Origin of the sequence: Alistipes muris, from assembly GCF_943193205.1 — a bacterium.
Classification (GTDB): Bacteria; Bacteroidota; Bacteroidia; order Bacteroidales; family Rikenellaceae; genus Alistipes; species Alistipes muris.
Window position 1 is genome coordinate 19,441 of the sequence record NZ_CALPDD010000007.1, and the last position, 23,831, is coordinate 43,271.

At 58.4% G+C, this 23,831-nt stretch carries 23 protein-coding genes and 1 tRNA gene; 9 read left to right on the forward strand and 15 right to left on the reverse strand.

The features are described from left to right. Positions 1-5: 5 nt before the first annotated feature. From NFR47_RS05175 to NFR47_RS05200, 6 genes are all read right to left on the reverse strand, one after another. Positions 6-704: a 4Fe-4S dicluster domain-containing protein gene (locus NFR47_RS05175; protein WP_251214517.1), complete on the reverse strand. Its 699-nt coding sequence runs from the start codon at positions 702-704 to the stop codon at positions 6-8. 177 nt (positions 705-881) lie between these two features. Beyond that, positions 882-1,361: a dihydrofolate reductase gene (locus tag NFR47_RS05180; protein WP_251214518.1), complete on the reverse strand. Its 480-nt coding sequence runs from the start codon at positions 1,359-1,361 to the stop codon at positions 882-884. Positions 1,362-1,438: 77 nt separating this feature from the next. Then, positions 1,439-2,332 (reverse strand): thymidylate synthase, encoded by an 894-nt coding sequence (gene thyA, locus NFR47_RS05185; RefSeq protein ID WP_251214519.1) that lies wholly within the window; start codon positions 2,330-2,332, stop codon positions 1,439-1,441. Further along, positions 2,329-3,081, reverse strand: coding sequence for a UDP-2,3-diacylglucosamine diphosphatase (locus NFR47_RS05190; RefSeq protein ID WP_251214520.1), 753 nt, complete (start codon positions 3,079-3,081; stop codon positions 2,329-2,331). The genes thyA and NFR47_RS05190 overlap by 4 nt, the downstream gene beginning before the upstream one ends. 3 nt (positions 3,082-3,084) lie before the next feature. Continuing rightward, a complete protein-coding gene (locus NFR47_RS05195) occupies positions 3,085-4,227 on the reverse strand; it encodes a peroxiredoxin family protein (RefSeq protein WP_251214521.1) in 1,143 nt (380 codons plus the stop codon). A 114-nt stretch (positions 4,228-4,341) separates the two neighbouring features. Beyond that, complete coding sequence (locus tag NFR47_RS05200; RefSeq protein WP_251214522.1) at positions 4,342-5,025, reverse strand: DUF4290 domain-containing protein; 684 nt, start codon at positions 5,023-5,025, stop codon at positions 4,342-4,344. A 307-nt stretch (positions 5,026-5,332) separates the two neighbouring features. Between NFR47_RS05200 and NFR47_RS05205 the strand changes: the two genes are divergently transcribed. Next, positions 5,333-6,460: a sigma-54-dependent transcriptional regulator gene (locus tag NFR47_RS05205; RefSeq protein WP_251214523.1), complete on the forward strand. Its 1,128-nt coding sequence runs from the start codon at positions 5,333-5,335 to the stop codon at positions 6,458-6,460. Here NFR47_RS05205 and NFR47_RS05210 read toward each other — a convergent pair. Beyond that, complete coding sequence (locus tag NFR47_RS05210) at positions 6,457-7,107, reverse strand: HAD family hydrolase (protein WP_251214524.1); 651 nt, start codon at positions 7,105-7,107, stop codon at positions 6,457-6,459. The genes NFR47_RS05205 and NFR47_RS05210 overlap by 4 nt on opposite strands. Further along, the gene (locus NFR47_RS05215; protein WP_251214525.1) at positions 7,104-8,543 is read right to left on the reverse strand and encodes a Na+/H+ antiporter NhaC family protein; all 1,440 of its coding nucleotides are present in this window, start codon (positions 8,541-8,543) and stop codon (positions 7,104-7,106) included. The genes NFR47_RS05210 and NFR47_RS05215 overlap by 4 nt, the downstream gene beginning before the upstream one ends. Positions 8,544-8,661: 118 nt before the next feature. Between NFR47_RS05215 and NFR47_RS05220 the strand changes: the two genes are divergently transcribed. The 3 genes from NFR47_RS05220 to NFR47_RS05230 are packed head-to-tail and all read left to right on the forward strand — an operon-like array spanning position 8,662 to position 11,684. Then, complete coding sequence (locus NFR47_RS05220; RefSeq protein WP_251214607.1) at positions 8,662-8,865, forward strand: DUF4492 domain-containing protein; 204 nt, start codon at positions 8,662-8,664, stop codon at positions 8,863-8,865. Between the two features lie 15 nt (positions 8,866-8,880). After that, on the forward strand, positions 8,881-10,467 hold the full coding sequence (locus NFR47_RS05225) for a cytochrome ubiquinol oxidase subunit I (RefSeq protein WP_251214526.1): 1,587 nt from the start codon (positions 8,881-8,883) through the stop codon (positions 10,465-10,467). Between the two features lie 23 nt (positions 10,468-10,490). After that, positions 10,491-11,684 (forward strand): cytochrome d ubiquinol oxidase subunit II, encoded by a 1,194-nt coding sequence (locus NFR47_RS05230; protein WP_420838562.1) that lies wholly within the window; start codon positions 10,491-10,493, stop codon positions 11,682-11,684. A gap of 51 nt (positions 11,685-11,735) precedes the next feature. Here NFR47_RS05230 and NFR47_RS05235 read toward each other — a convergent pair whose 3' ends face one another. Then, a complete protein-coding gene (locus NFR47_RS05235; protein WP_251214528.1) occupies positions 11,736-12,605 on the reverse strand; it encodes an enoyl-ACP reductase FabI in 870 nt (289 codons plus the stop codon). Positions 12,606-12,793: 188 nt separating this feature from the next. Between NFR47_RS05235 and NFR47_RS05240 the strand changes: the two genes are divergently transcribed. Further along, positions 12,794-13,384: an HdeD family acid-resistance protein gene (locus tag NFR47_RS05240; protein ID WP_251214529.1), complete on the forward strand. Its 591-nt coding sequence runs from the start codon at positions 12,794-12,796 to the stop codon at positions 13,382-13,384. Between the two features lie 121 nt (positions 13,385-13,505). Here NFR47_RS05240 and NFR47_RS05245 read toward each other — a convergent pair whose 3' ends face one another. The 3 genes from NFR47_RS05245 to proS all read right to left on the reverse strand — a co-directional run bounded on the left by NFR47_RS05245 (position 13,506) and on the right by proS (position 16,164). Then, complete coding sequence (locus NFR47_RS05245) at positions 13,506-13,655, reverse strand: hypothetical protein (protein ID WP_251214530.1); 150 nt, start codon at positions 13,653-13,655, stop codon at positions 13,506-13,508. Positions 13,656-13,711: 56 nt separating this feature from the next. Next, positions 13,712-14,293: an RNA polymerase sigma factor gene (locus tag NFR47_RS05250; protein ID WP_251214531.1), complete on the reverse strand. Its 582-nt coding sequence runs from the start codon at positions 14,291-14,293 to the stop codon at positions 13,712-13,714. A 386-nt stretch (positions 14,294-14,679) separates the two neighbouring features. Then, positions 14,680-16,164 carry a proline--tRNA ligase gene (gene proS, locus NFR47_RS05255; RefSeq protein ID WP_251214532.1) on the reverse strand — a complete coding sequence of 495 codons (1,485 nt, stop codon included), beginning with the start codon at positions 16,162-16,164 and terminating at the stop codon, positions 14,680-14,682. Between the two features lie 283 nt (positions 16,165-16,447). Here proS and NFR47_RS05260 point away from each other — a divergent pair, with 283 nt between their 5' ends. Beyond that, entirely contained in the window at positions 16,448-17,440 is a 993-nt protein-coding gene (locus NFR47_RS05260; RefSeq protein ID WP_251214533.1) for a manganese catalase family protein, read from the forward strand. Positions 17,441-17,605: 165 nt separating this feature from the next. On the opposite strand, the gene NFR47_RS05265 is transcribed toward NFR47_RS05260, so the two are convergent. Both NFR47_RS05265 and NFR47_RS05270 read right to left on the reverse strand, forming a co-directional pair. Next, positions 17,606-19,327, reverse strand: a complete 1,722-nt coding sequence (locus tag NFR47_RS05265) for an OmpP1/FadL family transporter (RefSeq protein ID WP_251214534.1) — start codon at positions 19,325-19,327, stop codon at positions 17,606-17,608. A gap of 21 nt (positions 19,328-19,348) precedes the next feature. Continuing rightward, on the reverse strand, positions 19,349-20,470 hold the full coding sequence (locus NFR47_RS05270; protein WP_251214535.1) for a hypothetical protein: 1,122 nt from the start codon (positions 20,468-20,470) through the stop codon (positions 19,349-19,351). A 322-nt stretch (positions 20,471-20,792) separates the two neighbouring features. Between NFR47_RS05270 and NFR47_RS05275 the strand changes: the two genes are divergently transcribed. The 3 genes from NFR47_RS05275 (at position 20,793) to lnu(AN2) (ending at position 22,949) form a co-directional block, all read left to right on the forward strand. Beyond that, positions 20,793-20,879 (forward strand) — tRNA-Ser (locus NFR47_RS05275). 327 nt (positions 20,880-21,206) lie between these two features. Further along, complete coding sequence (mef(En2), locus tag NFR47_RS05280; protein ID WP_005786079.1) at positions 21,207-22,412, forward strand: macrolide efflux MFS transporter Mef(En2); 1,206 nt, start codon at positions 21,207-21,209, stop codon at positions 22,410-22,412. Positions 22,413-22,436: 24 nt separating this feature from the next. Next, entirely contained in the window at positions 22,437-22,949 is a 513-nt protein-coding gene (gene lnu(AN2) / locus NFR47_RS05285; protein ID WP_009038171.1) for a lincosamide nucleotidyltransferase Lnu(AN2), read from the forward strand. Positions 22,950-23,394: 445 nt separating this feature from the next. Here the strand turns inward: lnu(AN2) and NFR47_RS05290 are convergent, their stop codons facing one another. Beyond that, a complete protein-coding gene (locus tag NFR47_RS05290; protein ID WP_004308780.1) occupies positions 23,395-23,748 on the reverse strand; it encodes a nuclear transport factor 2 family protein in 354 nt (117 codons plus the stop codon). Positions 23,749-23,831: the final 83 nt, after the last annotated feature.

The window sequence follows — 23,831 nt, forward strand, 5'->3', positions numbered from 1 at the left end:
GTCGGTCAGTAATGTTCGTTGCTGTTGTTCAGAAAGACGTCCATCATGTATCGTTGGTCGGCGCCCTCCTCGTAGCCCAGTTCGCGGGCCTTGCGGTCGGAGTGCCGTTCGATGCTCTCGAACATGGCCTTGCCGCCGCTCACCTCGAAAATGCGGTCGATTTCGCCGAGCGACTCTTCGTCCAGGCGCCGCAGGGCTCCGGCTCCGTGCCGCATGTAGACCGGGGTGAATTGGGGGAAAATATCCTTGTCGTGGTCGAAAATCCACTTCCAGACGGTGCCTTGTTCGGGGTGCAGGTCGGGTTTGACCAGCCGCGGTACGATGCAGTAGCCCGTGCGCAGGATGTTGTCCCCGATGATGCGCTTGAGGGCCAGCTGCTGGCGTCCCTTTTCGCTTTCGGCGAAGAATCCCAGTTTCTGCGACAGCGTGCGCAGGGCCTGGATCACATAGCCCGGCGTGTTGCCGCGCGGGCAGCGGGGGCGGCACGACATGCACTCGCCGCAGTACCAGATGGTGTCGCCTTTCAGAAGGCGTTCGATGGCCTCTTCGTCGCGGGTCTGTACGATGCTGACGATCTGCCGCGGGTCGTAGTTGTAGAACTCCGCCGCCGGGCAGACACCCGTGCAGACGCCGCAGTTCATGCAGGAGTTGAGCCCCTCGCGGAACCGCACGTCTTCCATCAGCATGTCGAAATATTTTGCCATGTTCGCAGTATCCTTTGCTCGGCAAAGGTACTCATTATCGGCCGCCTGCGAGGTGGTATAAATACCTAATTTCGGGTCGCCGGACCGATTGGACGGGTCGATATGGCATGTACAGATATGCAGCCCCGGGCTGTTGAAACGTTTTAGCAACCTTGCTAAAACGATTTAATGGGGCGTCTATCGCCGTTCGTAGGTCTCGAAGACGAACGGGTGGGGATAGGTCTCGCCGTGCGGAAAGGCTTCCGACGCGACGAGCCGCCACTGCGCCGAGTCCCATTCGGGGAAACGGGTGTCGCCCTCGTAGGGATGTTCGACGCGGGTGAGGTAGAAGCGGTCGGCCAAGGGGAGCGCTTCGGCGTAAATCTGCGCGCCGCCGATAATGAAGACTTCTTCTTCGGCGGCGAAAAGCGCCAGCGCTTCGGTCAGCGAGTGCACGACTTCGCAGCCTGCGATTGCTATCTCCTGCCGCGAGACGACTATGTTGCGGCGGTTGGGCAGCGGGCGGCCCAGCGATTCGTAGGTTTTGCGTCCCATGACCACCGGATGGCCCGTCGTCAGCGCCTTGAAGTGCTGCAGGTCTTCGCGGATGTGCCACAGCAGCGTGTTCTTGTCGCCGATTACTCCGTTCGACGCTACGGCAACTATTATTGAAATCATAGGTTTTCTGCGATTTGATTGTTTCCGGTCCATCGCCCCCCCCCTCGCAATGACGTTCTGCCTTGTACGTTGTGCGGTCAGAATGACATCGGTGCCTTGATGGCGGGCCAGGGGTCGTAGCCGGAGAGTGTGAAATCGTTGTAGCGGAAATCGAAGACGGACTTCACATCGGGGTTGAGCCGCATGACGGGCAGGGGCCGCGGAGCGCGGGAGAGCTGCTCGTCGACCTGCTCCATGTGGTTGAGGTAGAGGTGCGTGTCGCCCAACGTGTGGATGAATTCGCCGGGCCGCAGTCCGCACACCTGCGCCATCATCTGCGTGAGCAGCGCATAGGACGCGATGTTGAACGGTACTCCGAGGAACGTGTCGGCGCTTCGCTGGTAGAGCTGGCACGAGAGACGTCCCTCGGCTACGTAGAATTGGAACAGCACGTGGCACGGCGGCAGGGCCATTTCTTCGACTTCAGCGACGTTCCATGCCGAGACGATGATGCGCCGCGATTCGGGGTTCTTCCGAATCAGTTCCGCGGCCTGCGCAATCTGGTCGATGGTTCCGCCGTCGGGCCGCGGCCACGAACGCCATTGGTAGCCATAGACGTGGTTGAGGTCGCCATAGCGGTAGCCCTCTATGGGCGATTCGGCGCCTGCCGATGCGAGAAACGCATCGCGGTCCAGCGGGCGGATTCCCCGTGCCGCGCACAGCTCGCCGTAATAGCGGTAGGCGTCGTTGTCCCAGATATGTACGCTGTTTTCGACCAAGCAGCGGATGTTCGTGTCGCCGCGCAGGAACCACAGCAGTTCGTGGATAACCCCTTTCAGAAAGACTTTCTTGGTCGTCAGCAACGGGAATCCCTCGCTCAGGTCGAACCGCATCTGATGGCCGAACACGCTTTTCGTGCCCGTGCCCGTGCGGTCGCCGCGGATGACACCTTCGGTTCGGATGCGGCGCAGGAGGTCGAGATATTGTTTCATCGGTCGAATCGTTTGAGGGTCAGTTCGCCCGTGTCGTCGAGTACGGCGTAGGCAGGGGTCTCTTCCCAGCAGCCCAGATGGACCGTGTGGAGCCCCGCTTCGCGGTAGTCGCGGGCGAAATGCAGATGGCCGAATACGAAATGGTCTATGGGCGGCTCGGGGTGGGTAGCTGCATAGTTGCGGGCATATTCGATCAGCGGCTCGGTCATGGCGGCGGTGGGGGCTCCCTCGGCGTGGTGCGATTTGCGCGAGCGTCCGCTCCACCAGCGGCCGAAACACACCGCCCAGTCGGGATGCACGCCCCACGAAAAGAGCCAGCGCAGGGCCCGCGACCGGAAGACGCGGTTCAGCAGTTTGAGCAGCGGCTGTCCGTCTATCTGCATGTTGTCGCCGTGGGCGATGAAAATCCGGCGGCCGCAGAGCGTCATGACCTGCGGCGAGGTGCAGACCTCCACGCCGCATTCGCGGGCGAGACAGTCGCCCGTCCACATGTCGTGGTTGCCCGTGAACAGCACCACGCGCACGCCCCGGTCGGTCAGCTCGGCCAGCTTGCCCAGCACGCGGGCATAGCCTGTCGGGATGACCCGGCGGTACTCGAACCAGAAATCGAAAATGTCGCCTACGAGGAGAATCGCTTCGGCATCTTTGCCCGCGAGGTCGAGCCACGCGAGGAACTTCCGTTCGACGGCGCGGGCCGCCGCCGGGTCGCCACCTCCGAGGTGGACGTCGGATGCGAAGTAGACGGGCATGGCTTATCGGGTCAGCTCGTCGAGTTTGCGTTCGAGACTTTTGCCGTAGATGTCCTTGGCCACGAGCGTGCCGTTCTTGTCGATGAGGAAGTTGGCGGGCAGCTTGCTGATGTTGTAGAGACCCACGGCCGCCGAAGCGCGTCCGCGCAGGTCGCTCACCGAAATCCACGGCAGACGCTGTTCCTGCACGGCTGTAATCCACGCGGCTTTCGAGGTGTCGAGCGACACCTGGTAGACCTCGAACGAGGTGGGGGCGTCGGCATATTTGCGGTAGGTCTCTTTCAGTTCGGCGTTGAGGGTGTTGCTGTTGCCCGCTTCGGCCGACCAGAAGTCGATCAGAACCACCTTGCCCGCGAGCGACGAGAGCCGGATTTTACGGCCGTAGATGTCGTGCAGCTCCAGGTCGGGATAGCCCATTTCCGAGACCTTGGAGGTCAGGCTGATGCGGGCGTCCATGCGGGCGATTTCGCCCAGCAGGGGCTGCAGGTAGGGCGATTCGGGGTAGCGTTCTTCGATGGCTTCGGCCACGGTGCGGAAGTAGACCACGTCGCTGTCGCCGTTGAAAAGGTAGGTGTCGCCGGGCAGCCGCTGATACAGGGCGTAGACGGCGGCCAGCGAAGCCTTGTTTTCGATGATGAAGCGGAGCTGTTCGCGGCGGATGCGGAAATATTCGGCCGTGTATTCCTTGCCCAGTGCCTTGCGCTGTGCTTCCGCCAGGTCCTGCCGGGCGAACTGCGCGGCGATGGCGTCGAGTTTCTGCGCTCCGGCGACGTAGGGCTGGTAGAACTGCCGGAGCAGCTCCGTCTCTTCGGAGCCGTCGACCGTGTAGTTGCGGACGACGCTGCCCACGGCGTTCACCGTCAGGCGGTCGCCCCCGGCAATCAGCAACGGAATCCGCTCGCCGTTGCACACGAGGTTGTAGAGCGATGGCGTGGCGGCCACGTCCTTGAGCCGGAACTTGTAGCCGCCGTCGGGACCCAGGGCGGCCGAATCGATGATCGTCTGCGCCAGCGGGGTGACCTGTTCGAGGTAGACGCTGCGGGCTTCGCTGCCCGCGAAACGGCCTGCGAGGGTCGCCTTCGTCGAGCGGCATCCGGTGGCCAGGAGGGCTGCGGCGAGCAGGGCGCCGAGCGTAAGTCTGTTCATGTTGCTGAGTTTTCGCATGGTCGGGGTTCAACGACAGAACGGGCCGGAGCGTTGTCGGGGCGGCGTCTGTCTTCTATCTACAAATATAGGGATAATCCAATAATGGCGCAAGTTTTATTTCTGCGAATTGCGCCGCTGGCCGTTTTTCTGGAAATTGCGGTTGCCGTGCTGCTGGTTGCGGCCGCGCTGCATGCGCTGCTGACGCTGCTGTCCGCCTTTCTGCGGACGCGCCGAAAAGTGCTGTTTGTAGTCGCTTCGGAGATTATTCAAGGCCGTTTCGTCGATCTGCACGGCACCTGCGGACATTTGCCTGATGTCCTTTATGATGATTTCGTTGTTGGGGTGCTCCTGGTTGTATTCGTAGCTCTTGGCACGCATGTAGCAAGCCAGGTTGCCGACCGTCCGTGCCACGGCGCCGGGGTTGTTCGCCTCGCCCAGTTTGCGGAGCATCTGGCCCACGTACTTGCCGTAGTGCTTATGGCTCAGACGGCTCTGGGCGTAGGGCATCCGGTGGGGCGCCGCGGTGAGCTCCTGCCGCGAGGGACGCGGGTAGGGCGAATCGACATCGAGCTGGAAATCAGACATGATGAACATGTGGTCCCAGAGCTTGTGGGTGTAGTCGGCCGTGTCGCGCAGCAGGGGGAACAAGTTGCCCATGACGGCGATGACGGCGCGTGCCTGGCGGTTGCGTTCGCGGCGGTCCTCGATGAGCGACAGCGAATCGATCATCTCCTGGATGTGGCGCCCGTATTCGGGCAGATACAGCTTGCGGCGTGTGTAATTGTAGTTCTTTTTCATGGTTGTCGTTGTGGTCGCGGCGGCTGTTTCGTGCGGTCGGCCGCGAGGTCCGGCAGGTCGTTTGCAGTGGTGCGATTCGGGCTGTTTCTGCGGGCCGGAATCCGGCCGCCGGACCGGGCCCGGAAATTGGTTTTACGCGGCGGAAAGCCCTACCTTTGGGTCGGAAGCCGGGGTTCGGGGCCTTTGCGGACCCGTTGCGGCCGGGGCCGCTGCGATGCCGCACGCTGCTTCCGCGAAGCGGTTTCTGCTGCCGTGGCGGCAGGGTTCGGCTCCGACAAAAGTAGGTAAAATTTCAGAAAAAACAATTATGGCAAAGGTTTTAATTCTCGACCGTTCAAAAAGTATGCGAAACACGCTGCGCGAGCGGCTCGAATACGAGGGTTTCTCGACCGAGGCGGTCGAGGACGAAGCCGCAGCGTCGGAGATGTGCCGTAAGATTCCGTTCGACGTCATTCTCTCCGACACGGGCTGCAAGGTCCCCGATACGGGCGTTCCGTTCATCGTCCTCTCGGCCGAGGCGTCCATTGATTCGGCGGTCGAGGCGGTGCGCAGCGGAGCCCGCGATTACCTTACCAAGCCCGTCGACATGAACCGGCTGCTGCGGTCGATTCACCGCACCATCGACGACCCGGCGCCCGAACCCGCCGCCGCTCCTGCGCGCCGCGCGCGCCGGGCCCATGCCATGCACGCCGAGGAGATTATCGGCACTTCGGAACGTATCGGGCAGGTGCGGCAGCTCATCGACAAGGTTGCGCCCTGCGACGCGCGCGTGCTGATTACCGGCGAGAACGGCACCGGCAAGGAACTGGTGGCCCGTTGGCTGCATGCCAAAAGCCCCCGTTCGGCCGCTCCGTTTGTCGAGGTCAACTGCGCCGCCATCCCCTCCGAGCTTATCGAAAGCGAGCTTTTCGGCCACGAGCGGGGGGCCTTCACCTCGGCCATCAAACAGCGTAAGGGCAAGTTCGAGCAGGCCGACGGCGGAACGCTTTTCATGGACGAAATCGGCGACATGTCGCTCGCCGCGCAGGCCAAGGTGCTGCGGGCCTTGCAGGAAAGCAAGATAAGCCGCGTCGGCAGCGACAAGGACATCGATGTCGACGTGCGGGTCATCGCCGCCACCAACAAGAACCTGCGCGAGGAGATCGACAAGGGCAATTTCCGCGAGGACCTCTACCACCGCATCGGCGTCGTGGTCGTGCGGGTGCCTGCCTTGCGCGACCGTGCGGGCGACATCCCCGAGCTGGTCGGCCATTTCATCCGCGTCATTTCGGCCGAATACAACCTCCCGCCCAAGAAAATCGACCCCGAAGCGCTGGCCGCCCTGCAGGCCAAGCCGTGGACGGGCAATATCCGCGAGCTGCGCAACGTCATCGAGCGGCTGCTCATCCTCAGCGAGGAGAAGATTACGGCCGACGACGTCAAGAACTATTGTTAGAGTATTCCGAGCAGTTCTTCGGCCCGGTCGATGATGTGGTCCGCGCCTGCCTGTTCGAGTTCGGCGCGGGTGCGGAATCCCCACGCGACGCCGGCTGACCGCACTCCTGCGGCCTTGGCCGTTTCTATGTCGATGCCCGAATCGCCTATGTAGAGGGTCCGTTCGCGCGTGATGCCCGTGCGGGCCAATATCTCTTCCACCACCGCCGGGTCGGGCTTCAGCGCCACCCCTGCGCGCTGCCCGAAAACCGGGTCGAACGGTATTTGCGGGAAGAAAAGCCGGACGAGCTTTTCGGTGCCTGCCTGAAACTTGTTGGAAGCCACGGCCAGCCGCACGCCCCGGCGTACCAGCTCGGAGAGCAGTTCGGGGATGTCGGGGTAGGGCTTGGTGTAGGTGTCGATATGTTCGGTGTAGTAGCGTACGAAGTCAGCCCGCATCAGCGCCACGTTCTCGGGCGAGCGCAACGGTTCGGGCAGGGCCCGTTCCACCAGCCGCATGATGCCGTTGCCCACGAAACCGCAATATTCGTCGTAGGAGTGCTGCGGCAGTCCGCGCAGCGCCAGCGAGGCGTTGCACGCCACGGCCAGGTCGCCGATGGTGTCGAGCAGCGTGCCGTCGAGGTCGAAAATCGCCAGTTCGGTCTTCATCGTTTTCTGCGGATGCGTCCGTCCACGGCCGCTACCGCGAGCGACATCAGCGGACTGACTATGTTGAAGATGCAGTAGGGCATGTAGACGAAGGTCGATACACCCAGCACCGTGGCCTGCGTCATGCCGCACGAATTCCACGGCACGAGTACCGAGCAGACCGTGGCCGAATCCTCGACCGAGCGGCTGAGCAGGCGCGCATCGAGCCCCCGTTCGGCGTACAGCTCGCGGAAAAGGCGTCCCGAAAGAATGATGGAAATGTATTGGTCGGCCGTGCAGAGGTTGAAGAAGATGCCCGCACCCACGGTTGAGGCCACGGCCGGAAATCTGCGGCGCACCAGCTGCAGGAAGATTCCGGTCAGCGACCGCAGCATGCCGCTGCCCGTCATCACGCCGCCGAAGCACATGGCGCAGATAATCAGCCACACGGTGTTGAGCATGCCGGCCATGCCGCGTGTGGCGATCAGTTCGTCGAGCTGGAGGTTGCCCGTTTCGATGGCTGTCGGGCCGAAGCAGGTCATCAGCACCCCCTTGAATCCCGAGAGGAATCCGAGTTTTTCGACCCCCGCCACTTCGGCCACCAGCCCGGGCTGTGCGGCAAGCATGGCGATGCAGGCGAATACCGTGGCGGCGAAGAGGGTGACGATTGCCGGGAGCTTGCGCGCGATAAGCAGGCCCGTCGCCAGCGGCACCAGCAGCAGCCACGGCGTGATGCGGAACGAGGCGCGCAGCGTCTCGGCGTAGAGTTGTGCGTGGGTGCCGGTTTCGTGGTCGAGCGTGAGGCCCGCTACGGTGAAGACAGCCAGCGCAAGGAGCATCGACGGCACGGTGGTGCGCAGCATGTAGCGGATGTGGGCGAAGACGTCGACCCCGACGGTCGAGGAGGCCAGCACCGTGGTGTCGGAGAGCAGCGACAGCTTGTCGCCGAAGTAGGCGCCCGAGATGATGGCTCCGGCCACCCAGCCTTCGGGGAATCCCATCGCCCGGCCGATGCCCATCAGTGCCACGCCGATGGTGGCGATGGTCGTCCACGAACTTCCGGTCATCAGCGACACTCCGGCGCAGATGACCGAAGTGGCTACCAGGAAGAACGACGGATGCAGGATTCTCAGACCGTAGCATATCATCGTCGGGACTACGCCGCTGACCATCCACGACCCTGCTATGGCGCCGATGAGCAGCAGGATGATGATGGCCGACGCCGAAGCGCGGATGTTGTCGATGACGGCTTCTTCGAGCACCGCCCAGCGGCAGCGGTAGATGCCTATCGAGAGCATCACGCAGACCGAGGCGGCCGACAGCAGGGCGATCTGGCTGCCTCCGTCGATGGCGCCGCCGCCGAAGCAGCGGATGACGACGTAGAGCAGCAGCGTGAGTACCGCCAGCGGGATGACCGCCACCCACGGCGACGGTGTTTTCGTTGTTTCGTGTTGCATTTTTCTGACCGGATAACCTGACCGGGGGCAAAAATACAAAATAAAGTGCAACGGCGGAATACGGCGGGCGGTTTGCGGCGATTTTTGCGGAGCGTGCGGCAAATGCGTGCGGCCGATGATGGCGTTTCTCAGACGGGTGGTGTTCTTCTATGTCGACGGGTTCCGGGCGATGACCCTCGGCCGGACCTTGTGGGCCATTGTCCTGGTCAAGCTGTTCATCATGTTCGCCGTGCTCCGGCTTTTCTTCTTCCCCGATTTGCTCGCCGGGAAAAGCGCGCCCCAGCAGGCGGCCTGCGTGCTGGAGCAGCTCACCGGAATTTGAAATCCTGAATCGAATATGGTTTCCGATTATTTGCAGACCGTCGACTGGTCGCGGGCGCAGTTCGCTCTGACGGCCGTCTATCATTGGCTTTTCGTGCCGCTCACGCTCGGGCTGAGCGTGCTGGTCGCCATCATGGAGAGTTGCTGGGTGCGCACCGGCGACGAGTTCTGGCGGCGGACCGCCCGTTTCTGGATGCGGCTGTTCGGGGTCAATTTCGCCATCGGCGTGGCCACGGGGCTCATCCTCGAATTCGAGTTCGGCACCAACTGGTCCAACTATTCCTACTTCGTCGGCGATATTTTCGGCGCGCCGCTCGCCATCGAGGGCATCATGGCGTTCTTCCTCGAAACCACCTTCATTGCCGTCATGTTCTTCGGGTGGGACAAGGTGAGCCGTAGGGTCCACCTCACCGCTACGTGGCTCACGGCCGTCGGCGCCAGCCTTTCGGCCTGGTGGATTCTGGTGGCCAACGCCTGGATGCAGTATCCCGTCGGGTGTACGTTCAACCTGGGGAGCGTGCGCAACGAAATGACCTCTTTCTGGGAGGTCGCCTTTTCGCCCGTCGCCGTCAACAAGTTTTTCCATACCGTCGCTTCGTCGTTCATGCTCGCCGCGCTGTTCGTCGTCGGCGTCAGCGCGTGGTATCTGCTGCGCCGCCGCGAGGAGCGGATGGCCCGGCAGAGCATCGGCGTGGCGTCGGTGTTCGGATTCGTCTTCGCGCTCGTCACTGCCTTTACGGGTGACCGTTCGGGGGCGCTTGTCGCCCGCGTCCAGCCCATGAAGCTGGCCGCTTTGGAGGCGCTCTACAACGGTCAGGCCGGGGCGCCGCTCACGGTCGTCGGGGTGCTCCGGCCCGCAGGCAGCCGCACGGCCGACGATCCTTTCTATTTCGGGTTAGGCGTTCCCAAATTGTTGTCGGTCATGAGTTTCCGCGATGCGCAGGCCTATGTGCCGGGTATCGGCGACCTGTTGGCGGGCAATCCGAAGCAGGGGATTTTGTCGGCCGCCGAGAAGATGGCCCGCGGCCGGGTGGCGGTCGCAGAGCTGGCCCGTTACCGGGCGGCTTCGGAAGCGGGCGACCGCCGGACGATGGCCGCCGTGGGGCGTAAGTTCGACCCGGCGACCTCCGAGGGCGAGGAGTTTCTGAGCGAATATTTCGCTTATTTGGGTTACGGTTATCTGGATACGCCCGCGCAGCTGGTGCCCAACGTGCCGCTGCTTTTCTATTCGTTCCGCGTCATGGTCGGCGCCGGAGTCCTCTTTATCGTGGTGCTGGGCGTTGTGTGGTGGCTCAACCGCCGCAACCGGCTTGCGTCAAAGCGGTGGCTGCTGCGGACATGCGTGTGGATGATTCCGCTGGCCTATCTCGCTTCGCAGGCGGGGTGGGTGGTGACCGAGGCGGGGCGCCAGCCGTGGGCCATTCAGAACCTGATGCCCGTGGGGGTCGCCGCCTCGAAGATTCCCGGCGCTTCGGTCAGCGTCACGTTCTTCCTTTTTCTCGCTCTTTTTACGGCGCTGTTCGTCGCTGAAGTGAGCATTCTCCTGCGGCAGATTAAAATCGGTCCCGATGCGGCCGGAAATTCCAAACCCCAGAAACTCTGATATTTATGGATACGTTCATCTTCATGCAGGTTTTTTCGCTCGGGCATGGCCCGGAGGGGGGCGGCTCTTCGGAAGCGTTCGCTTTCTTGCAGCACTACTGGTGGTTCTTGATTTCGCTTTTGGGAGCTTTGCTCGTTTTTCTGCTTTTCGTGCAGGGCGGGCAGGCGCTGTTGTACAGCATCGGCCGGACCGACGAGGAGCGTTCGTTGGCGGTCAATGCGCTGGGGCGCAAGTGGAAACTGACTTTCACGACGCTGGTCGTCTTCGGCGGCGCATTCTTCGCGTCGTTCCCGCTTTTCTATTCGACTTCGTTCGGCGGGGCGTTCTACGTGTGGATGGCGGTTCTGTTCTGTTTCGTGGTGCAGGCCGTGGCTTACGAATATCGCCGCAAGCCTGCCAACGTGCTGGGCGCAAAAACGTTCGATGCGTTTTTGCTGGTCAACGGCATCTTGGGCCCGTTCTTGCTGGGCACGGCCCTTTCGACCCTTTTCACCGGGGCCCCGTTCACCGTCGACCGGCTTAATCTGGCCGACCCCGGCACCAACGGCAGCACCGTCATTTCGCAATGGACCACCCCGTGGTATGGGCTCGATGCGCTGGCCGTCGTGTGGAACCCGGTGCTGGGCGTCGCTGTCGTTCTGCTCGCCATGACGCTCGGCTGTCAGTATCTGATGAACAGTGTCGGCGACGAACCCGTTTTCTGCCGGGCCCGCAGGCGGATGTTGTTTTGCGGGTGCGGATTCGTGCCTTTCTTCGTGGCGTGGCTGGTGCATCTGCTTTTCGCCACGGGTTACACGGAGAACCCGGCCGGGCTGATTACAGCCGAACCTTATAAATATCTGCACAATTTTTCTCAGATGCCTTTTCTGGCTGTCGGGCTCGCGGTCGGCGTGGGGTTGGTGTTGTGGAGCGTTTATGCGGGCTGGCGCGGCAGCCGCAAGGCGATTTGGTACGGCGGTGCCGGAACGGTGCTCGCCGTTTTGGCGCTGCTGCTTTGTGCCGGGTGGAACCACACGGCTTATTACCCCTCGCTGGCCGACATGCAGTCGTCGCTGACGATCCGCAACTCGTCGTCGAGCCTTTTCACGCTGCGGGTGATGGCGTATGTTTCGCTGCTGGTTCCGTTCGTGCTGGCTTATATATGGTATGCGTGGCGGGCCGTCAGCCGCAGGCCGCTCACACGCGGCGAGCTGCATGGCGACGGACACCAATATTGAAAAATGCGGGGCCTCATCCGAGGCCCCGCATTCGTTTCCGTCCGTCCGGACTTATTCTTTCGTCTCGCCGAACGGATATTGGTTCTGGTGCACGTCGTCGAAGCGCATGCCCTTTTCGTAGGTCTTCATCGCGCGGCGCGACATGCCCATCGACGAGAATCCGCCGTCGTGGAAGAGGTTCTGCATCGTCACCTTGCGCGTGAAGTCCGAGAAGAGCGTCAGCACGTAGTCGGCGCAGTCTTCGGCCGTGGCGTTGCCCAGCGGCGACATGTTTTCGGCGAACGACATCAGGTCGCCCAGTCCCAGCACGCCGTTGCCCGCCGTGGTCGGCGTGGGCGACTGCGAGACGGTGTTGATGCGCACGTGCTTCTCACGGCCGTAGATGTAGCCGAAGCTCCGGGCTATGGATTCCAGCAGCGCCTTGGCGTCGGCCATGTCGTTGTAGCCGTAGAGCGTGCGCTGGGCGGCGATGTACGACAGCGCCACGATGGAGCCCCATTCGTTGATGGCGTCCTTCTTGCGCGCTACCTGAATCGCCTTGTGGAACGAAACGGCCGAGATGTCGAGCGTTTTCGACAGATAGTCGTAGTCCAGGTCGTCGTAGGTGCGGCCCTTGCGGACGTTGGGCGACATGCCGATGGAGTGGAGCATGAAGTCGAAGCGGCCGCCGAAGTGTTCCATCGTCTTGTCGATGAGGTTCTCCAGGTCTTCCACGCTCGTCGCGTCGGCCGGAACCACTATCGTGTTGCATTTTTTGGCCAGCTCGCCGATGGTGCCCATGCGGATGGATATGGCCGTATTCGTGAGGACGATTTCGGCGCCTTCCTCTACTGCCCGCTCCGCCACTTTCCAGGCGATGGACTGCTCGTTGAGCGCTCCGAAAATCAGACCTTTCTTTCCTTTGAGTAATTGAGATGCCATGTTGTACAAGGTTAAAATTCCGGACAAAAGTAACAAAATTTTTTCAATCGCTCCTTTCCGGCCGTTTTTATCGGTTTAATTCCGTGCAGGCTTTTCCGCTTCGGCAGGGTCCGGATCGATTCGGCCTGCGTCCGCTCCGGCACGCGAATTGTCGGAGAACAGACAGCTTTAATTTAACAAGTTTTACGATGAAAAATGTAACTTACCTTATCGAGCGGTCGAAGCAGGCCGTGCGTTACTGGTGGCTGATGCTGCTCATCGGCATCGCGCTTTTCGTGCTCGGAATCCTCGTGTTCGTCTATCCCGCTCAGAGTTACGTAAGCATGGCGGTGCTTTTCGGCTGGGTCATCCTCGCCGCAGGTATCCTGGAGGTCGTGCTCTCGGCTTCGAGCGACCATTTCGTCACGGGCCGCGGCTGGATGTTGGCCGGGGGTGTCATCCAGATTATTCTGGGTCTGATTCTGGTGTTCAATGTCGCCCTTTCGGCCGTCACGCTGCCTATCGTGCTCGGGTTCTGGCTCCTGTTCCGTGGTTTCAGCACCATCGGTCTGGGCGGCGACATGCGGGCCATGGGCATCTCGGGCGCCGGTTGGACCATCGTCGGCGGGGTTCTGCTGCTGCTGTGCGCCCTGTGGATGCTTTTCCAGCCGCTGGTCTTCGGCACGGCGTTCGTGGTCGTATGGCTCGGGGTCGCGCTGCTTTTCGCAGGCGTTTCGGCCATGGCGCTCTCGTTCCAGCTGCGGACCGCCCACCGCTGTCTGGCGAAGGGCGACTGCTGAGAAGCGTACGCCGAATGATAAACCGGGGAGCGAACTCCCCGGTTTCTTCGTGCAAAAACGAGAGGAACCGGACACGTCCGGTTCCTCTCCCCATCAAAAACTAATTGAATAACTAACCTTGTTAAAAATCGTCCGCAGGCCGCAGCACGTCCGAGAGATAGTGGTGCAGGTAGTAGAGGTCGGCTTCGTCGCGAATCACTTCCTTGAGCATCAGTTCGTCGTCTTCGGAGTTGGCACTGTCGGAAACTTCGTTTTTGTCAATATCCTCCATAGGCAGTCTCTTTTTATATGAATAACGCAGTGTCTACGGCGAATATTGTGCAGAACTCAGCACAGAACCAGATTTTTTTCCTTGATCATGCGCCGCAGGTTGATGAGCGCATAGCGCATCCGTCCCAGCGCGGTGTTGATGCTCACGCCTGTCTGCTCGGCGATTTCCTTGAAGCTCTGCCCGCCGAAGTAGCGCATCATCACCACTTCGCGCTGTTCGGGCGGCAGCATCTCGATCAGCATCCGCACGTCGCTTTCGATTTGGCGGCTCACGATTTCGTCTTCGACCGTCTTCTCGGCCAGGCGCAGCGAACCCAGCAGGTCGTAGCCCGCTTCGGCTTCGGTCACCGATTTGTCCTGGCGCCGGGCCCGGAAGTGGTCGATTACCTGGTTGTGGGCTATGCGGAGTATCCACGAAAGGAATTTTCCGTTGTCGCAGTAGCGGCCTTCGTCGATGACGCGCACCGCTTTGATGAATGTCTCCTGAAAGATGTCTTCCGCCACGTCGCGGTCCTTGACCAGCATCCGTATGTAGTCGCGCACGCGGCGGCTGTGGCGTTCGATGAGTTGCGAAATGGCGCTCCGGTCCCCCGAAAGGTATCGGCTGAGCAATACCCGGTCATTCGACTGTACGTTCATACTCTTCTCCTCAATTTGGTTGCAAAGAGTAGAATTTTCTCGATAGGCGATCCGTTTTTTTTGCGTTGTTGCGAATTCGAGCCAGCGGCTCCGGCCTTCGGTTCCGGTCTTCCGGAGCGGCCTTGCTTCGGCAAGGTAAGCACTTTTTCCCGAAATACCAAACCGGCTTCCACTCCGTCCGAACCCGTCCGGGCTCTTTTTTGCGTCGTGCGGAAGTGCAAATTTCGTGCCGTGACGGCCTTTTCAGCCGGGTTTTTCCGGCGTTTTGTCTGCCCGCCGTTTTCCGGTCAACCGACCGTTTTCGCCGGTGAAATGTGCGGCTGTCCGCCATGAAAAACGCGCCGGAACAATTCCGGCGCGCATGGACAAACGGTTTCCCGAAATCTTTAGTAGCTCCGGGCGAACAGGACGCGGCGGTGCGACGGTTTGCCCGAGAAGACGCAGACGCCCTCTTCCTCTTCGGCGTCGACCGGAATGCAGCGGATCGTGGCTTTCGTGGCCTCCTTGATGGCCACTTCGGTTTCGACCGTGCCGTCCCAGTGGGCCGATATGAAGCCGCCCTTTTCGTCGAGCACGCGCTTGAATTCGTCCCACGTGTCGACGCGCGTAATCATCGAATTGCGGTAGTCGAGCGCCTTGCGGAAAATGTTGTGCTGGATGTCGGTCATCAGGGTTTCGATATGTCCGGCCAGCCCCTCCTGCGAAAGGGTCTCCTTTTCCAGCGTGTCGCGGCGCACGAGTTCCACCGTGCCGTTCTCCATGTCGCGGCCGCCCATCGCTAAGCGTACAGGTACGCCCTTGAGCTCGTACTCCGCGAACTTGAAGCCCGGGCGTACGTTGTCGCGGTCGTCGATTTTCACGCTGATGCCTTTGGCCCGCAGTTCAGCGGCGATTTGCTCGAACCGGGCCACGATTTCGGCCAGCTGCTCGGCCGTCTTGTAAATCGGTACCATCACCACCTGAATCGGCGCGAGTTTCGGCGGCAGCACCAGGCCGTTGTTGTCCGAGTGGGCCATGATAAGGGCGCCCATCAAACGGGTCGAAACGCCCCACGAGGTAGCCCATACGTATTCCAGCTTGCCCTCCTTGTTGACATACTGCACGTCGAACGCCTTGGCGAAGTTCTGCCCCAGGAAGTGCGACGTGCCGCTTTGCAGGGCCTTGCCGTCCTGCATCAGCGCTTCGATGGTCAGCGTGTCCTCGGCTCCGGCGAAGCGCTCGTTGGGCGATTTGTGGCCCACCACCACCGGCACGGCCATCCATTCCTCGGCGAATTTTTGGTACACGTGGATCATCTTCGTGGCTTCCTCGATGGCTTCCTCGCGCGTCGCATGGGCCGTGTGGCCCTCCTGCCACAGGAATTCGGCCGTGCGCAGGAACAGGCGCGTGCGCATCTCCCAGCGGACCACGTTGGCCCACTGGTTGCACAGAATCGGCAGGTCGCGGTACGACTGAATCCAGTTCTTATAGGTGTTCCAGATGATCGTCTCCGACGTCGGGCGCACGATCAGTTCCTCTTCCAGCTTGGCGTCCGGGTCGACCACCACTCCCTTGCCTTCGGGGTCGTTCTTGAGCCGGTAGTGGGTCACTACGGCGCATTCCTTGGCAAATCCCTCCACGTGGTGCGCTTCCTTGGAGAAGAACGACTTGGGGATGAACAGCGGGAAGTAGGCGTTCTGATGGCCCGTTTCCTTGAACATCCGGTCCAGAGCGTCGTGCATCTTTTCCCAGATGGCATAGCCGTAGGGTTTGATGACCATGCAGCCGCGTACGGCCGAGTTTTCGGCCAGCCCCGCCTTGACCACCAGGTCGTTGTACCATTGCGAGTAGTTCTCGTCCGATTTGGTCAGGTCCTTGAGTTCCTTTGCCATAGTGCTGATTTGCGTTTTAGCTTTTTTCGTGCTGCAAAATTAGCAAATATTATTCATAATGGCAACGCGTCGCAGTGCGCAATTTTCGGACGCCCGCGCTGTTTCCCGGCTCGGAGACCTCGGCGGCCCGCCGCTCGCTGCGCCTGCCCTTTTTGGCAACCCTTTTGCACTTGACGGAGTATGCCGCGGTCTTTTCGGCGCATGATTCTGTCGGGTTCCGGCAGGTTCCGCCGCCGGACTGCGGCGTTGCAGGCGGAAATAAACCGAACTAAAAAACAAGCGTATGTTCTACCATTCCAAGGAACTCCAGTTCAAGGCCCGGGTTTCGCGGCCCGACCCCCGGTTCGCGCGCTTGCTGCTCGAGCAGTTCGGCGGCGGCAACGGCGAGTTGAAAGCGGCCATGCAGTATTTCGTGCAGGCGTTCGCCTGCCACAACCCCTATCCCGACAAGTACGATCTTCTGATGGACATCGCCACCGAGGAGTTGGGTCATCTGGAGATTGTCGGTGCTACCATCCAGATGCTTCTGGCGGGTGTCAACGGCAATCTCAAGGATGCCGCCGAGCGCAACGACGTCTTCGGCGAGGGCGATTTCTCCAAGGACGATTTCATCCACCAGGCCTTCTCCATCAATCCCCAGTTCGGGGTGATTACGGGCGGCGGGCCCCGGCTCACCGACAGCAACGGCGTACCCTGGCAGGGCTCCTACGTCAACGCCAACAGCGACCTGACGGTCGACCTGCGGTCCAACATCGCCGCCGAATCGCGGGCCAAAATCGTCTACGAGTATCTCATGCAGTTCACCGACGACAAGGATGTGCTCGCAACGCTCAACTTCCTCCTCACGCGCGAGGTCGCCCATTTCCAGCAGTTCGAGGCGGCGCTCGACACCATCCAGCCTAATTTCCCGCCGGGAGTGCTTCAGAGCGATCCCCGCTACAGCAACATCTACTCCAACCACTCGGTCGGCGACGACGCGCGCGGGCCTTGGAACGAGGGCCGCAGCACGGGGCTCGACGAGGAGTGGATTTATGTCGAGGACCCCTGCCGGCAGGTCCGCGAGACCGACGGCCTCACCCGAATCGAGCCGCAGGGTACGTCGCGCACCTTGGCTTCGGTGCGCAGCGACGATCGGAAGCTCGCCAAAGAGCGCAGCCGCGAAGTTCGCCGCGCGACGCCCGAACGCAACCTCGAATGGTGCGAATATTCCCCGGCCGAAAACGATAAAAAGGGGACGGCGTCCCGTTCCCGCCGCCGTCCGGTCGAGCAGGACTGATTCCTCCGGTTCGGAACGGTCCGGTCGGTGGGGAGTAGGCCGCCCGGCTGTTCTGCGAGGTCGCCCGATGTGTCGGGCGGCCTTTTTTATGTCTTGGGCTGAAACGGCATCGCCCCTGCCGCAAACCGTTGCGGCAGGGGCGAGTATTCGGGTCGGTCCGGAGTGTCAGAACCGGAAGCTGAGCGACAGCGCCACGTTGTGACGGGCGAAATCGGTGCGGTAGAGCGAACTCTCCGCGAACATATCCTGCGGCCCCGTGGGGGTGTCTTCCGTCTCGCTCACGTAGAACAGATAGTAGTCCGTCGTGGTGTGCTTCATGTATTGGTAGGCCAGGTCGAGCGTGCATACCCGCGACAGCGCCAAGCCGATGCCTGCGCTGTAATAGACCGTCTTCTTGATGGCCGGCTGTGCGAATATCGTGTTTTCGTCGCGCAGCATCGAACCGCTGTATCCGAATCCGGCACGCAGGGCCAGCCCCGGCAGCGCCTTGAACTCCGCGCCTGCCCGGACGATGTTCGAGCCTTTGAGCATGTCGCGGAACGTCTGCTTGTACGAGTGCTTGAGTTCGGTGCCTATCGGGTTGTCGCTCATGCGGATTCCGTTGTACCAGTCGCGCTCGTAGTCCACCGACAGGATGGCCCGGCTGCCGAACGTGTAGGATGCGCCCAGCAGCAGACGGGCCGGGGTGGTGAACGACCAGCCGTCGGGGTTTTCGTCGTAGAGCAGCGGGGTGGTCATGTTTTCCGTGCCCGAGGAGATGTAGCCCTTGCTGTCGGGGCGTACGTTGGGGTCGGTGTTGCGGTTGGCGAAAGCCATCGAGGCTGCCGAGCTCTGGTACTTGCGGTCGAGCGAATAGTAAGTCGGCGTGTGGAACGCCGCGCCTATCCGCAGGCCCGGAATCGGCCGGTAGACCAAACCTACTTTCAGGTTCACGCCCGCACCGTTTATAATCATGGCCTGGTTGAGTTTCGCATAGAGCAACTGGTAGTCGAGCGAGGGGTCGGTGCCGTAGGGGTGTTCCGTGCTCGGGTCGGCATAGCGGTAGTCTTCGGCGTAGTCGACGTAGAGTTTCCGGTGGATGCTCTGAATGCCCACCGTGGCGCCTACGTAAAGTTTGTTTTCGATGTTGGCGCCTACCGACATCGCGAATTCGCCCGCCGAGCCGCGGCTCTTCACGGTGGTGTAGTGCGTGATGTCGGCACCGTTGCCGATCCACGTCGGGGCCCAGGCGTTTTCGCCCGTCTGATCGATCATGTAGGCCCGGTAGGCGAGGGCGGCATTCCAGTATTGGGGGGCTATGCGGTCCCAGTTCCAGTTGCCCTGGCCGCCGTCGTCATAGAAGTCGTTTTTCGAGATGCGGTTCCACACCATCTGCCGCGCATAGACGTCGGCCACCGTCGCGGCCTGCCCCGAACGCTGGTAGGAGTAGTCGTAGTTGAAGTCGGCAATGCGGTTGTAGCCGAATCCGATGCTCAGCCCGATCAGCCCGCGGGTGCGGTTCACCGTGTTGATGACCACGCTTAAGTTCGAGGCCGAAAAGCGGTTGGTTCTGTTGCTGCCGTAGGCACCCGCATCCGGCGTCGTGCTTCGCGCAAAGGTCATCATCGGCGTGAAGGTCACTTCGTTTTTGCGGTACATGCCCAGTCCTGCCGGGTTGATAGCCATCGACGAGGCGTCGGCTCCCAGCGAAGTGAAAGCTCCCGCCATTGCCATCGCCCGCGCCGTCCCGAAGTTGAACTGCGTCTGCGACAGGCCGAGCAGGTCGGCCGGCGTCATGACGTCGCGGTCGATGAGCAGACCGCCCATGTCGCGGTTGTAGCTCGTCTGGGCCGTGGCGGTCCCGACGGCCAGTATCGCGGCCCATATAATCCAGCGTGTGCGTTTCATTGCTTTTGGTGTTTTGTCTGTTTAGCGTCCGCCTGCGTTGCGCGAGCTTCCGCCCCCGCCGCCGCGGTTGTACGAGCCGCCCGTGCTGCCGCCCCGGTTGTAGCTGCCCGAGTTGTACGACGAGCCCGAGTTGTTGCTGCCCCGGTTGTACGAGCTTCCCGAATTGTTGTTCGTCGAGCCGCCGCGGTTGTAGGTGTTGCCGCCCGAGTTGTTGCGGTACGACGGATTCGAGTAGCTGCCGCGGTTGTTGCCGCGGTTCGTCGTGGTGCCCGGCCGGGCGTTCTGATTGCCCGACGACGGGTTGCGTACGCCGAAATGGCCGTTGCTGCTGCCGCGGTTCGGCGTGCCGCTTGTTCCGTAGGTGCCGAAACGTTGGTCACGGTTGTAGTAGCGGCTGCCCGACGAGGGTGGGGTATTGGGATTGGCACGGTGTACGATGTTCGAGGCGTAGGGACGATGCGGATGCCCGCCCCAGTGCGGAGGTCCCCAGTGCGGGTGCCCCCATCCCCAGCCATGACCCCAGCCCGGATAGTACCACGGGTCGTACCAGGGGCCGAAACCCCAGCCCCAGCTGCCGAACGAGAATCCCCAGCTGAAGTGGGGACGCCAGTTCCAGCCGTAGTACCACGGGTCCACGTAGACCGACGGGCGGCCCCACGTGCCGAACATGGCGGTGATGTATTTGGGCTCGACCCACACCTGGTCGCCCATGACCATCACGTTGTAGAACGCAGGGTCGTAGGCCGACACGTAGTGGAAAGAGCTGCCGTAACGGAAATCATAGTAGCTCGACGGCATCCGGTACGTCGGCGACTCGAAGCCCCGCAGACGCCGGGCATAGGCGCTTTCGTAGGTGTCGGCCAGCACATCTTCGTAGGGGTTCGACGTCGTTTCGTAGTAGCGGCGTTGTACTGCTTCGGCTTCCGCTTCGGCCAGCCGGGCTTCCCATTCCGCCCTGCGGGCTTCGGCCTCGGCTTTCTTCTTTTCGGCTTCCGCTTGTTGGCGCCGGGCGATCTCCGCCTTGTCGTGAATGGCATAGAGGTCGTCGTTTCCGTATCCCGCCGCGGCAAAGTAGCTCGACGAGCATCCCGTCAGCCACACCGTCGTCGCGGCCGTTCCGATGATAAATAGCCATTTTTTCATAACGCGCTTGTTCTTAACGTCATCTGTTTGTCCATCCAACGAAATCCGTGTCGGTTTTAGTATGGCTTCGTGGAATTATCGGACCCTTTCCGTACGCTCCGCTTCTCTTTCCACGGCAAAAATGGTGCAATCCTTTGCGTCGTTGTTTTCGATGGATACCTTTTTTGCAAAGGTAAAAATTATTCGCGTTCAGCAATTCTTTGCGCGGTGTTTCCTCGTGTTTTTTCGTCTCGTGCGTTTTTTTCGGGGCCTTTGCGTATTTTAATAAAAAATTATTTCTATATTTGCAGTCCCGAAACGCGGGTTTCGGGTTCCGTTATTCGGAGAGATGCCGGAGTGGTCGATCGGGCCGCACTCGAAATGCGGTGTACGGGCAACTGTACCGGGGGTTCGAATCCCTCTCTCTCCGCAACAAACGCTGAAAATCAGCAAATTGCAAAACAAACACCCAGTTTTACACCCAAGAATGTAAAGTCGGGTGTTTTTGTTTTATTTAAGATAATACAACCACTACATAATAAAAGAGTAGCGATATTAAAAGAATCCGATGAGAAAAGACTAATATTTATCTATCCATTCAGTTTGATTTTTCAGGACTTTACATCGTCCTGAAAGTATTTGTTATTGTATTCCAACGTCAGGAGTGGATTATAATACAAGTTTTTTGTGTGGATAGAATTTCGTTTTGCTTAATGTACGAAAGTACTTATCTATAAACGCATGAAATATTAGCACAATGAATCATTGGAAATCAACTTTGGCCGTGATAGGAATAGGCCAACTCATATCTATTTTAACAAGTACGATTGTTGGCTTCTCCATTATTTTTTGGATTAGCAACGAATTTAAATCCCCGACAGCTTTATCTCTGGCTATTTTAGCTGGATTTTTACCACAATTTGTATTAGGCTTGTTTGCCGGGGTCTATGTTGACAGATGGAATCGAAAGAAAACGATGTTTTATTCGGACTTGTTCATCGCGTTCTGTACCCTATGTCTTTTTATTGTGATAACCAAGGGTTATAAAGACCTTTCTTTTTTTTATCTATTGACTGCTTGTCGTTCAATAGGCAGTACGTTTCATGCACCTGCTTTACAGGCAAGCATCCCTCTACTGGTTCCCAAGCACCATCTTGTCAGGGTATCAGGTTTGTACCATTCCATTCAATCCTTCAGTGAGGTGATAGCTCCCGTTGTAGGGGCAAGCCTCGTTGTTTGGCTTCCCATACAGTATATTCTGCTCATAGATGTGATCGGAGCTGTTGCTGCTTGTCTGACCTTACTTTGTGTCCAGATTCCTTCTCTTCAAAAAACGAAAGTTCTTCCAGATTTCAAAAAAGAACTGACGGAATGTTGGCATACCTTGCGGCGTACAATGGGCATTTTGCCTTTATTCGTATGCTTTACGCTGGTGACTTTTGTCCTTATGCCTGTTTTTACGTTATTTCCTTTTATGACGCTTCTGCATTTCAACGGAAACATTTTGCAAATGGGAGTTGTGGAAATGGGTTGGGGCTCAGGGGCATTGTTGGGCGGTTTAGTACTTGCCTGTAAGGCTTTGAAAAGCAAGCAAACATTAGTGATGCATACGGCTTATGTGATATTGGGATTGTATCTGATTAGCGCCAGTTATTTACCATCAAGCGCATTTATAGGTTTTGTTTGCCTAACATTTACAGGAGGCATAGCCTATTCCATTTACCATGCGCTTTTCATCGCTATTATTCAGCAGAACTTGGCTTCGGACATGCTTGGACGGACTTTTTCTCTCATCTTTAGTTTGAGTACCTTTCCATCAATGCTGGGTATCGTAGCTTCAGGATATTGGGTGGAAGCATGGGGTATCACATCCGTCTTTATGATCAGCGGATGGGTTATCTTTCTGATTGGAGTGGGTGCAAATTTTATTTCTTCAATCAAGCAGTTGGATAATTACGCATAGTATTATTTATTAAAGAATTATTATATGACAAAGAAAGAACACACTACGATTACAGAGTTATTTCAAGTTTTGGACTTGTTGGAAAGCCTGGACATGCAGTTTTGGTTGGATGGAGGCTGGGGAGTGGATGTCTTGTACGGACAGCAAACCCGCTTGCATAGAGATATTGACATTGATTTTGATGCCAATTATACAGACCAACTCCTTGATCTTTTGCAGGAGAGAGGATATCAAATTGAAACAAATTGGTTGCCCACCCGTATGGAACTGTATAGCAAAGAATTAGGCTATATTGATATCCATCCTTTTGTCTTGAATGCGGACGGCACTTCCAAACAAGCCGACTTGGATGGAGGCTGGTATGAATTTCAACCGGACTATTTTGGAACAGCAGTCTTTGAAGGCAGAAGCATCCCTTGCATTTCTGCAAAAGGGCAACAAGTATTCCATTCGGGCTACGATTTAAGAGAGAAGGATATTCACGATTTATCTATAATTAAACAATGTATAACAACAATGAGCCTAACAATTAGATAAGAACAAGAAAATGACAGAAAAACAAATTGTCTGGTATATCTTACTTACAGAAGTAAAGATAGACAGTGACACCCAGTCTGTCACATCCCTGAGTGTAGCTCCATTGGCAGTCTTGCCGGAATTCCAGCGTAAGGGAATTGGGGGGGATGTTGATTCAGTAAGCCCATCAGAGGGCAGCACTTTTGGGTTACGGCACAGCAGTCGTATTGGGGCATAAAGAGTATTATCCTCGATTTGGCTATCGCAAGGCTATCGATTTAGGAATTGAATTTCCTTTCGAAGTCTCTCATGAATATTGCATGGTGGCTGAATTAATACCTGGAGCTACTGAGAATGTGAAAGGTATGGTTTGTTATCCAACTGACTTTAAATAGTTTAACAAGTAAAATTCATTATATAACTCGGACTGGGTATTTCAATTTCCCAGTCCGTATTCTGATAGTACTTATTCAATTGGAAGATTGTGTTGCTTCAAGAATGAAAGTTTATCCCAATACCCTCTTTGAAAGACGATTTTGTTATCTTTTACATGAAAAAATCCGCATCCACGAAGTCCAAGAGAGTCTTTCCATTCCATGATAGCCCATTCGCCATCTTCAAAAATATTTTCCACCATACAAACCATTTTAGCAGTGGCAAATTCATTCACAAACATTTTGTAGATTGATTCTTTACCTATTATTGGTTCGTTTGCGACTTGATGATTTACTGCATTAGTAGCATACAGCTCTGCTATATGATAAGCATCTGCTTTGTTAAAGCAATCTATCCATTTTTCCAAAACTTCTTTAGGCTTCATTTTTTATAAATTCTTAGGATTTTGATTCTGTAATAAAAACAATCTGTTTGGATGCATAGATACTTGATTTTATTAATAATAGG

Coding starts and splice junctions, on each gene's coding strand:
- NFR47_RS05240 (WP_251214529.1), top strand. CDS start 12,794: ATGAAAAATGTAACTTACCTTATCGAGCGGTCGAAGCAGGCCGTGCGT.
- NFR47_RS05250 (WP_251214531.1), bottom strand. CDS start 14,293: ATGAACGTACAGTCGAATGACCGGGTATTGCTCAGCCGATACCTTTCG.
- NFR47_RS05220 (WP_251214607.1), top strand. CDS start 8,662: ATGGCGTTTCTCAGACGGGTGGTGTTCTTCTATGTCGACGGGTTCCGG.
- NFR47_RS05205 (WP_251214523.1), top strand. CDS start 5,333: ATGGCAAAGGTTTTAATTCTCGACCGTTCAAAAAGTATGCGAAACACG.
- NFR47_RS05175 (WP_251214517.1), bottom strand. CDS start 704: ATGGCAAAATATTTCGACATGCTGATGGAAGACGTGCGGTTCCGCGAG.
- NFR47_RS05235 (WP_251214528.1), bottom strand. CDS start 12,605: ATGGCATCTCAATTACTCAAAGGAAAGAAAGGTCTGATTTTCGGAGCG.
- NFR47_RS05215 (WP_251214525.1), bottom strand. CDS start 8,543: ATGCAACACGAAACAACGAAAACACCGTCGCCGTGGGTGGCGGTCATC.
- NFR47_RS05190 (WP_251214520.1), bottom strand. CDS start 3,081: ATGCCCGTCTACTTCGCATCCGACGTCCACCTCGGAGGTGGCGACCCG.
- NFR47_RS05230 (WP_420838562.1), top strand. CDS start 10,491: ATGCAGGTTTTTTCGCTCGGGCATGGCCCGGAGGGGGGCGGCTCTTCG.
- NFR47_RS05180 (WP_251214518.1), bottom strand. CDS start 1,361: ATGATTTCAATAATAGTTGCCGTAGCGTCGAACGGAGTAATCGGCGAC.
- NFR47_RS05225 (WP_251214526.1), top strand. CDS start 8,881: ATGGTTTCCGATTATTTGCAGACCGTCGACTGGTCGCGGGCGCAGTTC.
- NFR47_RS05195 (WP_251214521.1), bottom strand. CDS start 4,227: ATGAACAGACTTACGCTCGGCGCCCTGCTCGCCGCAGCCCTCCTGGCC.
- proS (WP_251214532.1), bottom strand. CDS start 16,164: ATGGCAAAGGAACTCAAGGACCTGACCAAATCGGACGAGAACTACTCG.
- NFR47_RS05270 (WP_251214535.1), bottom strand. CDS start 20,470: ATGAAAAAATGGCTATTTATCATCGGAACGGCCGCGACGACGGTGTGG.
- NFR47_RS05290 (WP_004308780.1), bottom strand. CDS start 23,748: ATGAAGCCTAAAGAAGTTTTGGAAAAATGGATAGATTGCTTTAACAAA.
- thyA (WP_251214519.1), bottom strand. CDS start 2,332: ATGAAACAATATCTCGACCTCCTGCGCCGCATCCGAACCGAAGGTGTC.
- NFR47_RS05200 (WP_251214522.1), bottom strand. CDS start 5,025: ATGAAAAAGAACTACAATTACACACGCCGCAAGCTGTATCTGCCCGAA.
- NFR47_RS05245 (WP_251214530.1), bottom strand. CDS start 13,655: ATGGAGGATATTGACAAAAACGAAGTTTCCGACAGTGCCAACTCCGAA.
- NFR47_RS05265 (WP_251214534.1), bottom strand. CDS start 19,327: ATGAAACGCACACGCTGGATTATATGGGCCGCGATACTGGCCGTCGGG.
- NFR47_RS05260 (WP_251214533.1), top strand. CDS start 16,448: ATGTTCTACCATTCCAAGGAACTCCAGTTCAAGGCCCGGGTTTCGCGG.
- NFR47_RS05210 (WP_251214524.1), bottom strand. CDS start 7,107: ATGAAGACCGAACTGGCGATTTTCGACCTCGACGGCACGCTGCTCGAC.